This is a genomic window from Gilliamella sp. Gris3-2, from assembly GCF_001690345.1.
Lineage (GTDB): Bacteria > Pseudomonadota > Gammaproteobacteria > Enterobacterales > Orbaceae > Gilliamella > Gilliamella bombi.
Window position 1 is genome coordinate 1 of sequence record NZ_LZHB01000065.1, and the last position, 10,297, is coordinate 10,297.

The 10,297-nt window shown below is 32.2% G+C and carries 11 protein-coding genes and 1 pseudogene; 5 read left to right on the forward strand and 7 right to left on the reverse strand.

Features of this window, described 5'->3' with window-relative positions:
• The first annotated feature begins 383 nt into the window (after positions 1–383).
• On the forward strand, positions 384–647 hold the full coding sequence (locus tag A9G32_RS08620) for a SemiSWEET family transporter (RefSeq protein WP_034914233.1): 264 nt from the start codon (positions 384–386) through the stop codon (positions 645–647).
• A 418-nt stretch (positions 648–1,065) separates the two neighbouring features.
• The gene (locus tag A9G32_RS08625; RefSeq protein WP_065589981.1) at positions 1,066–1,419 is read left to right on the forward strand and encodes a DUF1161 domain-containing protein; all 354 of its coding nucleotides are present in this window, start codon (positions 1,066–1,068) and stop codon (positions 1,417–1,419) included.
• Positions 1,420–1,490: 71 nt separating this feature from the next.
• Here A9G32_RS08625 and asnA read toward each other — a convergent pair whose 3' ends face one another.
• Positions 1,491–2,483, reverse strand: coding sequence for an aspartate--ammonia ligase (gene asnA, locus A9G32_RS08630; RefSeq protein ID WP_065589980.1), 993 nt, complete (start codon positions 2,481–2,483; stop codon positions 1,491–1,493).
• Positions 2,484–3,055: 572 nt separating this feature from the next.
• Here asnA and A9G32_RS08635 point away from each other — a divergent pair.
• Positions 3,056–4,600, forward strand: a complete 1,545-nt coding sequence (locus tag A9G32_RS08635) for a hypothetical protein (RefSeq protein WP_065589979.1) — start codon at positions 3,056–3,058, stop codon at positions 4,598–4,600.
• Positions 4,601–5,288: 688 nt separating this feature from the next.
• Here the strand turns inward: A9G32_RS08635 and A9G32_RS08640 are convergent.
• On the reverse strand, positions 5,289–5,687 hold the full coding sequence (locus A9G32_RS08640; protein ID WP_065589978.1) for a cell division inhibitor SulA: 399 nt from the start codon (positions 5,685–5,687) through the stop codon (positions 5,289–5,291).
• Between the two features lie 106 nt (positions 5,688–5,793).
• Complete coding sequence (gene crcB, locus A9G32_RS08645; protein ID WP_065589977.1) at positions 5,794–6,171, reverse strand: fluoride efflux transporter CrcB; 378 nt, start codon at positions 6,169–6,171, stop codon at positions 5,794–5,796.
• A 165-nt stretch (positions 6,172–6,336) separates the two neighbouring features.
• On the opposite strand from crcB, the gene A9G32_RS08650 reads away from it, so the two are divergent.
• The gene (locus A9G32_RS08650; protein ID WP_065589976.1) at positions 6,337–6,945 is read left to right on the forward strand and encodes a riboflavin synthase; all 609 of its coding nucleotides are present in this window, start codon (positions 6,337–6,339) and stop codon (positions 6,943–6,945) included.
• A 383-nt stretch (positions 6,946–7,328) separates the two neighbouring features.
• Here the strand turns inward: A9G32_RS08650 and comJ are convergent.
• The 3 genes and pseudogenes from comJ to A9G32_RS08660 all read right to left on the reverse strand — a co-directional run bounded on the left by comJ (position 7,329) and on the right by A9G32_RS08660 (position 9,145).
• Positions 7,329–7,811, reverse strand: a pseudogene (gene comJ, locus A9G32_RS13675) (competence protein ComJ).
• 320 nt (positions 7,812–8,131) lie between these two features.
• The gene (locus tag A9G32_RS08655) at positions 8,132–8,566 is read right to left on the reverse strand and encodes a hypothetical protein (protein ID WP_065589975.1); all 435 of its coding nucleotides are present in this window, start codon (positions 8,564–8,566) and stop codon (positions 8,132–8,134) included.
• A gap of 78 nt (positions 8,567–8,644) precedes the next feature.
• Entirely contained in the window at positions 8,645–9,145 is a 501-nt protein-coding gene (locus A9G32_RS08660; protein WP_065589974.1) for a CPCC family cysteine-rich protein, read from the reverse strand.
• Between the two features lie 131 nt (positions 9,146–9,276).
• Between A9G32_RS08660 and A9G32_RS08665 the strand changes: the two genes are divergently transcribed.
• A complete protein-coding gene (locus A9G32_RS08665; RefSeq protein ID WP_141672719.1) occupies positions 9,277–9,600 on the forward strand; it encodes a hypothetical protein in 324 nt (107 codons plus the stop codon).
• Here A9G32_RS08665 and A9G32_RS08670 read toward each other — a convergent pair.
• Positions 9,583–10,297, reverse strand: a 715-nt coding sequence (locus A9G32_RS08670) for an IS3 family transposase (RefSeq protein WP_141672898.1), incomplete at its 5' end; no start/stop codon positions are given. The genes A9G32_RS08665 and A9G32_RS08670 overlap by 18 nt on opposite strands.

The window sequence follows — 10,297 nt, forward strand, 5'->3', positions numbered from 1 at the left end:
GGTTTATTCAGTACTTATTAAGTCATAAAGTGAATAAATATCTTAAGTCCCTTTTTTAATTATCCGCAAATAAACCACACTCAAAAAAGCTCAATAGGCAATTGAGCAAAATATCACCTTTTAACCAATTATTGAAATTAGTTTTTCCTTGTTATTTGCTTTTGTAACGCAATGCAAACAAATGAAAAATTTTTATAACATTATGATTAAATATAAAATCACTTATAAATAACATTAGGGATTAATTAAAAATTGGCTAATTACTTACCTTTTTTTAACTATACTTTACCATTGAACCAAATATGTTAGTTTACTGCCACTATTCTAATTCGTTATAATTACAAGCATCAGGTGAAAACCATAAACGATATTAGGAGACTATTTTGCATCTTTCATCTAAGGCTTTTCGTATTTTAGGTATTATCGCTACAGTGGCGTCATTAGGGATGTATGTTTCTTATATTCCACAAATCATCGATAATTTGCATGGATTGAAAACAAACCCAATTCAACCATTGGCCGCTTCCATTAACTGCTCGCTATGGGTCTGCTATGGGCTGCTACAAGAAAAGAAAGATTGGCCACTAGCAATTGCTAATTCGCCAGGAGTGATTTTTGGGTTAATTGCTTTTTTTACTGCTCTATAATTTACATAATATCATTATGTAACAAGTAATCAGTTGCTCTTATATTATCGCTTTTTGGGTAGCATTTTTATTGTTAGAGTTCATAGTAAATTTCAACAAGAATTGTAAAAAAAGATTTTTTTTGTTATCAAATTAACTCAAAAATTGTTCAGATTAATATTTAATCATTCAGAAAATTATTTAATAATTAAAATGTTATTGAGTTATTAACAGGTTTGTTAAATACTTATCAAATTGTACAGTGAATAAATCAAGTTAATCGATTTGCTTTAATATTACCGACAAAATGATAGATTTGTTGAAATTTGCAATTATGCTGGCAGATTATTTTTAAGTACATCTTAAAAGAAGATAGACAGACTAATAGATAGTTTTATAATGCATCCAAAAATCAAATAACCGTCAAAAGGGAAAGAAAATGAAAAAATTAATCGGTATATTTTTACTTAGTTTACCCATGTTGGCTGTAGCTTCAAATTGTGATGAAATTAGTGCTAATATTGCTGAAAAAATCAAAAACAACGGTGTTGATCCTTCACAATTTCAGTTAAAACTTGAACCATCTGATAAATCAGAACAACAAATTGAAGGTAAAATTGTTGGTTCATGCGATCGTGGTCAACAACGTATTGTTTATGTTCGTTTGGATGGTTTAGCAACGCAAATACAAACTCAGACAGCTAATACAAAAGATGAAACTGAGAGCCGTAATGATAAAGCAGAACCATCAACAAACACCCCAACCGAATCAACACCAGTCGAAGGTAAATGACCTGTTAAAAATTAATTATGTAATTTTTGCAGAAAAATAGGGCGTAATGCCCTATATTTATATGTTTGTGACTAGAGCAAATGGCTGTAATTTGCTTTAACGTCTTCGTCCCATACACTTGATTGTACTTGACCAATGTGTTTTTGTTGTAAAAGCAACATAACCAAACGCGATTGCCCAATTCCACCACCAATGGTTTGCAACAAATCGCCATTAATTAATGCTTTATGCCAAGCAAGCTCTAAACGATCTTCGTCATTTGTTAGTTTTAATTGACGTTTTAACGTTTCTGGATTGACACGAATCCCCATTGATGAAATTTCCAATGCTCTATGCAAAATTGGATTCCACACTAAAATATCGCCATTTAAGCCATTAGATCCTAAATCGTTTTCACTGCTCCAGTCATCATAATCAGGTGCACGAGCATCGTGCTTTTCATTATTTGATAATTTACCGCCAATACCAATTAAAAACACAGCTCCAAGCTCTTTAGTTATTGCGTTTTCACGCTCTTTTGGGGATAAATTTGGATAGCGTTTTAATAACTGCTCACTATCGATAAAGGTGATAGATTCGGGTAAAAATTGTGAAAGATGATACTGTTGTGAAACAATTTTTTCGGTCGCTTTAATGGCAGCATAAATATTTTCGACCGCTTGTTTTAGATAAGTTAAATTGCGATCTTCTGGACGAATTACTTTTTCCCAATCCCACTGATCAACATAAACTGAGTGAATTGGCGAAAGTTGCTCCTCGTCTGGGCGTAATGCTTTCATATTAGTGTAGATTCCTTCGCCAACTTTGAAATGGTGATCGCTCAAGATTTTACGTTTCCATTTAGCTAGTGAATGTACCACTTCATATTGTGCATTAGGTATTGCTTTTACCTTAACTTGCACTGCGTGCTCAGTACCTGAAAGGTTATCTTGAATACCATCGCCAACTTTACTTAGTAACGGAGCTTGCACTTCGATAAGTGATAAACGCTCGGCAAGTTGCTCAGCAAAAAATTGCTTAACAAAACTAATTTGCTGTTGCTGCTCTTTAAATGATATCGTCATGTTTACGCTCTAATCATTTATTTAATTTTCAGTGTATCAGTAAAGTAAACTAGATGAGTGAATTTTGCAAGATGAAGATAGAAAGGTAAAGCATTGACTTGTTTAAATTGAATAAACGTTTGATTTTGCTAAAAAATAAAATTTAAAAACTTTAATAAAATCAATAGTCTACCTGAAAGATTTTAGAACAAAACATACTTATAGCGCCATAAGGTTAATATGCTTGTCTTATCACAACATCAAAATGCATGATCACTAAGTTAGGTTAACGCGCCAAACTGGCAGTTTGGCGATTTTGTGTTTTGGCGGTTAGTAGTGATATTAAGTATTAAAAATAAAAAGTTAATTTATCATAAACTTAACATTATATTTTGCTAAAAAATTGACTTATTGCTAAAGCTGAATCATTTCTATCTTTACATTTCTTTACAAAAAAGCTAGCTCAAGAACTAGCCAACTATTTTTTTAACGGCTATACTTCCATCGATTTAGGAAAACAAGCTTATTTAACAAGCTAATAAATATAAAATAAAACAAAACAATAAAACAATGTACTTGATGGATGAATCGTAATGCAATATCATTTTTGTCACAAGACTTGGCAAGCCTATGTCTTAAATTTATCGAATAATTTTATTCGGCGAGTGTTTGCTCAAAACTTATTTATATCTCTGAAATTATCTACAAAATCATTTTTAAAAATTCAATTGGTACTGGCGCCGTTGTTGTTACTGCCGTATTCATTGGAATCGCAGGCATTATCGGCCACTACATCGGATACCATTCGAGGCACAGCCCCCTATTTAACGCTTGATGATGGTACTACCAAATTGACTACCACAGATGACTTATTAACTATTAAGTTGTCAGACGGTCGAATATTTACACCACAAAATAATCCCTCATCACTGGTAGCGCCAATCAAGTTACCTAATGTAGGGGATACTCTGGCTGATATTGAAATGATAGTCCAGCCATCATCTGATTCAGTGAGCTTAAATGACTTGGTGGCACAAAATAAATGGCGCGATGATGATGGAGACGGACAAGATGGTCTAACAGCAGATGGGATGATCACTCTGAGTATTACAGATAAAAATAATAAAACGGTTAATCGTAGTGATGCATTAACGATATGTAATGCACCTTATAAAGTAGAATTAAGTAATACAGAGGGTTATTTAAAAACTAAGTATGGTGTACCAGAAACTAGTAACTTTGCAGAAGGTAGCGTAACGTATTACATTAATCCTAATGCATCAGATAATGATGTTTGTATAAAAGTAGAATTCGCAAGGCCACTTATTAGTTTTAATCCCATGCTCGACGGTCCAGCTGACATATGGAATATGGAGAAGGGCTTCTTAGTTCAATCAACTAATCCTGAATTATACAAACTAAATTTTCCGAACACGGGTGCACATAATTTATATTTTGATTTACTCATAACAGGAATAGATGTAAATGAATTGACATGGAAACCTGTAACGCATGGGGGAATTACTGCAACAGTGATAAATGTTGTACCTGATGATGTGTGGATTCATCCTGATGATTTTGGAAAAGTCGTAGCACGCGTTATGTTAACAGGACCTGTGGCAAGTGGTAGTCAAAAAGGGTCAAATAGTCCTGGTCAAATTACTGTGCCAAATTTACCTCAGGTATTTGAATTAGAAGGTAGGGATAGTAGTGATAATGTGATAGTGAAATATGGATTTAAGTTAAAGCAGTGGTTTGTGAGTCGTGGGTTTAATTATAGTGGGACGTTTTCTGAACAAGAATCTTGGTGTAATAGCTTAGGTTATCGTCTACCACAGCTCAAGGATCTAACTAATACAAAATGTGGAGAAGAGGAATGGTCGCAGTTCCCATGTAGCGCAGGAGTCCATGGCGGCATGCCATCGTCAACTGGTAATCATATCCAACGACAAATAGGTGCAGGATTTATTGCGGAGTGGTATCCATATATGATGGGTTATATTGGTACAGACTTCCCCATGTACTTTTTTACGAGTGACACAGTGGGAAGCAATCAGTTTATAGTAGAAGGGGGGCAAGGTGGTGTTTATAACGACCCTCCGCACTACCCATATACTGCTATCTGTACTACACCTTAAAGAACTAAGCCGCTGCTCAATGGAGCATCGGCTGGCAAAACCAGTTGGCCTTAAGCTTTAATAACTTAAAACCAAAAAACGCCCCGACTAATAAGATTTAAAAATTTGCGCTTTTGTTATTAACCGTTGTTATTAAACAGCTGTTATTAAATAATAAAACCGCTTTTCTTGAAAAATAAAGTCACAATAATAAAAAAGAATATAATCTATAACGCATTGATTTTAATTAAAAACATAGATTGGACTATGAAAACAAATAGTCTGATTATTCTTTATTAACTACCTTATTATTAACGTATCAAACTTAAATTAAAGTAACACATTTTTGGAAAATAACCGTTTTAGGCGTAGTACAACAGAATACTTTAAAATGGCTGATTGTAGTAGCAAGGCAAAAAATTTTAATTACTAAGTAAATTCTATTTGCCCAAAAAATCGTTATTGTAGATTAATTACCCATGACGGCGATTGGAAAGGTTTCTCGAAAAAAACTGTGTCAATTGCTATTATAAATTACTATTATTAACAACTATCAAAAAAAGCTGAACATTGTTAAATGCTCAGCCCTGATTTTTTATACATCAAATACTTAACTTAATTTTTATAGCGGTATATTAGTTTATTAAACATTTTAGATTTGCTTTCTAAAATTGAAAAATATGCTTTTATTTAAATAATATGTTTGTTTTTAATGATATTGGATAGATTGTTCACTTTGCTCATCGTGTACTAAAAGTAGACAAGTATCACTTAATGATACGGCTTTTTGTAAACGTGCTTTGTCTTGTTCATTAAGGTTATTGATACAAGCAACTATATAGCTACAGGTTTTGTATTGTAAGACTTTTTCAATGGTTGATACTAGGTCTTCATTATTTAAATTTGCTAGATGAATCACTTTGTGTTTATCTAACCCTGCAGTATTAACCCATGAACGTTTTAACATTGGTCGGTCAGAAAGCCATAATTGCCATTTTTTAGCTTTATTAAGTGATTTTAATAAAGGGCGTTGTTGTTGTAATACTTGTTGAAAAGGGGACTCAAAATTAATAGCCATAAGTTGTTGTGTAGAATGTTCAATAAGCATAATAACCTCTGTACTGTTTTTTTATACAGTGTATATTAATACAGTATTTTAAGGTTGTAAACTCTATTTATGATTATTTTTTATGTGATTTATTAATTGAGTTATTTTAAGAACGCAAATATTGATACGATAAAATACCTAAATATGTCATTAAAACTGAACCAATTACATGAATCAATATTGTTGCTAAACCCCAATATATTCGACCGTTTTGTAAAAAGTTAACCACCTCGGCAGAAAAGCTTGAAAAAGTTGATAAGCCACCACAAAAACCTGTTATTACCAATAACCGCCATTCAGCAGAAAGGTTAGAGTGATTAAAAAAGGCAATTGCAAAGCCAATAATATAGCCAGCAACTAAATTAGATAGCAATGTACCTAGTGGAATAGTAAAAGCAATAACATTGAGTTTAAGTGATAAGAACCAACGCATTAATCCCCCCGCTACTGAACCGACAGAAATGGCTAAAATCAGTTTTAACATAATGATATATCCTTGACTATACTTTGAAATATGAATTTGTTATCGCTATAGATACTAAGTGATCGGAAAATATATAAAACGATCATACCAGTAGAAAATAGAAATAGGAAATCCTAATCAGATTGAGATAGAATATTCAATATTAAGAAAATTTGAGGTATATCTATGTTTACAGGCATTGTTCAAGGCGTTGGTCAGATTATTGATATTGTTGATCAAAATAAATTAAGAACATATAAAGTTAAATTACCGCATCAATTAACTAATAAAATTGAAATAGGGGCGTCGATTGCCAATGATGGATGTTGCTTAACAGTAACGGGGTTCGATAAAGATATCGTGTCGTTTGATATTATGGAAGAAACCCTTGCATTAACGACATTGGGTGATAAAAAAATCGATGATTTTGTGAATATTGAGCGTAGCGCTAAATATGGTGATGAAATTGGTGGTCATGTGATGTCTGGGCATATATCTTGCACTGCAACTATTGTTGATATTCAAAAAACTGCCACAAATTGTAAAATGACGTTACAATTGCCGAAAGAATTTATGAAATATGTATTATATAAGGGCTTTATTGGCATTGATGGTGCAAGCCTAACAATTGGGCAGGTAAAAGAAGATCGTTTTGCTATTCATTTAATCCCTGAAACGTTAGCTATTACCACGTTAGACGCTAAAAAAGTCGGAGATAAAGTTAATATCGAAATTGATTCCCAAACTCAAGCTATTGTTGATACAGTTGAACGGGTATTGGCAGCAAAAAATTGATAATATTTAATTTTGATTCTCGATTAATTTGAGAAAAATGTTATTAGATTATTAACGAGTAACTGGTTTATTTTAATTAAGTATTTTCGTTAGTTTAACCTGAAATCAATGGTCTACCTGAATGTTTTATTAAAATAGATAATAATCTTTTATAACGTTTGGAGACCTTTGATTAGTAGTTAAGGTATATCGACAATTTAATACCAACAAAATTTAATTTTATACTTAAATACTGTTTATATTTAAATGCTTTTTTTACTTAAACATATAGTTACCTGAAAGTTTTTGACAAGATTTTTAACATTTCTACCACAGACAAAAACAATTTAGTCCTTATTGGTTTATTTTTATGCTTTGATTAGAGTTAATTAGGTTGAAGATGGTTATACTTTACCCGATTGGAGCATTTTTCCTTTTTTGCCACCCCATTGGTCATCAATAATGTAGTGAGCTGTGATTGGTACAAGTGCAGGTATAAAGGTAAATTTATAAAAAACTTCATCACCTTCGCAGATTTCATAATACAGTGAATATAATGGTGCATCTAATTGTAGGTTAATAGTAAATTTTTCTGTGGCAGAGGCAACCTCAATCGTATTTTTGGGATGTGTGTAAAAGGGAACAACAATGCATCGTTGGGTTTGGTTATCTATTGTAAAACTATCTGATAAGGTTAAAAAAACGTTTGCACCGAAAGCATCATCAGGTAATGGGTCAAAAATGACATAATCCTTATGAATAACTGCACCTTGTGCAATATTTTGTTTACCCTATTGCGATAATTCTTCACTGTATGGTCTAGATCTGACTAAAATTTGACTATGAGATATTAATAAATCTACAACCTGTTGTTTGTTTTTCTCCATCAGAGATATTCCTTTACATACCATAAAATCATCAAATTAAATGTAGGAAATTGCCAGATTGTTAATATCAAATTATAAAAATAATTCGCTAATAATGTATAAGGCATTTACTTAAAATTACTTTATGTGGTTTAACCATTTATTAAAATTTAATAAGCCATCTAAGCTTTTGTTTTCTATTTTTCTTTTGGATTTTTGAATATTGGCTGATTATGCCATATCTTTGTTAAAGCATATATTACTTTTTCAGGTTTCTCATTTATTTTAGCCTCATGTGTTATTTGGCGTTATTTGTATGGGTAAAAACAATATAATAAATCTTATTTAGTTAAAATAAGATTTATTGGGTTATTTAATTCAATCACTATTTTGAAATCGGCACTTGATTCCACTATAAGAAAGTGATTTGGCAATTCAGTTGCATTAATGAATGGGTTTGATGTTTCGAAATAGATCACCCATTTTAAATTATCTTTAGGCGTTAAGTAGGCAATAAACCCTTCTGAACCATAACTTCCTTCACCTAAAAAGCATTGATTACCATTAGTTATGGTGATTTTTTTTGTGATATCTATATTAGTGATATTATCAGGATCTTTATCCAAAAAAAGATTAAGGTTGAATTGTTTCCCTTTTTTAATTAACAATTGGGGATAAAACTGGGCTGAAAGGGATATCGATTCACCAGTAGAAAAGTAAATCCCGTCTTTTATAGGTAATGTTTGTTTATTCCATAACGCTAATATTTTTGTCATCTAAGCACTCTTTTATAAGTTAATCTCCAAAAGCGTGGTTAATTTATTGCATAATCAAATCTAGATTTGATGCAAGTATTATAAATGTCTATTAGCTAATTTATACGGAATATTTGTTAACGTAGCTTTTTGTTTGTCGAATATTGCTTTATATTTGCTTAATGTTGAGTGATTAACTGCACTATAATGGTTTAGTTCATTATTTTGTGTGCCGTCATCTTCCCAATAGCATAATGGACAAACATCGTATTGTCCTTGATGAGTTAAGGTTAAATAATGGCAACAAGGGCATGCATGCAAGATATCTTCGTCCCCTATAATGGTAATAGGTTCACGGTATAAAGCACTAATATATTGTTTTAAATATTGATTAGAATAGCCTTTCAATTTAATGCCAACAAAATAGCCTAATAAAAATTGCTCAATGGCATCATCATAAATATTGTTATATGCTAAAGGTTGGCCTTCTTTATCAAGATAATTTGCAAAGAGTATATTTTCAATATCCTGTTTTGTGGATTGTGTAATCATTTCGATAGCTAACAGTGTTAAAGCAAGTTTTCGGCTGAGTGTTTTCATTGGGTTAATGTAAATAATGAAATGATAAATCGTCTAATTTATCAGATATATAGTTTTGTTACTATCTGGCTTTTTATTTTATGCTTATGATAAATGAAAAACAGGGACAATAAAAAGATAGAATGTTAAATATGGGAAAATTAAATATTGATCTTATTGATATTATTAACAATGGTGGCTTTTTGAAGTGTCTTTCTGCTTTAGCGAAAGATGCTTTTTTTCGACATTGCCGAATAGAAACAATGAAATCAGCCATTTTGTACACGGCTAAAATCGGGCTTTTTGATATAGAAATAGGTCTTGATAAAAAAGAACATAGTGGCTATGAACTCATTAATTTATCTGAAGATAACCATGAAGTTAGTGGTATCGCTATCCATGATACTTATGGAATAATTGTAAATACCCCAAACTTAGTACACAACTCACGTAGAAAATCATGCTGCTTGTTTTAGTGTTTTATACTCAATCGGTGTCATGTTATTTAATGCCTCATGCGGTCTTTCGGTGTTATAAATCGTTAACCATTCTTCGGTTATTTTCCTTGCTTGTGCTAAGTTGTTAAAAAGATATAAATCGAGTACTTCAGTACGATAGGTACGATTAAATCGTTCAATATAGCCATTTTGATAAGGACTACCGGGCTGGATATAATCAATGGTTATATTATGTGATTTAGCCCAGTTTATAAAGGTTTTTCCTGTAAATTCTGGCCCATTATCGACCCGTATTTTTAATGGATACCCATGATATTCAGCCAGTTTATCTAAGTAACGGGTAATCCTTCCTGCTGGTAAGCTTACTGCAATATCAATCTCTAGCGCTTCACGATTAAAGTCATCGATAACATTGAATGTCCTAAAGCGACGCTGATTACGACTACTGTCACTCATAAAATCCATTGACCAACATTCACCTTGTTTATTGGGTGCTGATAGCCTTTCTGGGCTTCGTGGAGGAATGCGCTGTTTACGCTTTATCCTGAGATTAAGCTTTAATTGGCAATACACCCGATACACCCGTTTATGATTCCATTTATAGCCGAGCTTTTTGATACGATTAAAACATTTAGGAAAGCCCCAGCGTAAATGCCGGTCTGTGATAGCATTCAATACCGAAACAATCACCGAATCATCCTGTAACTTAGGTTGA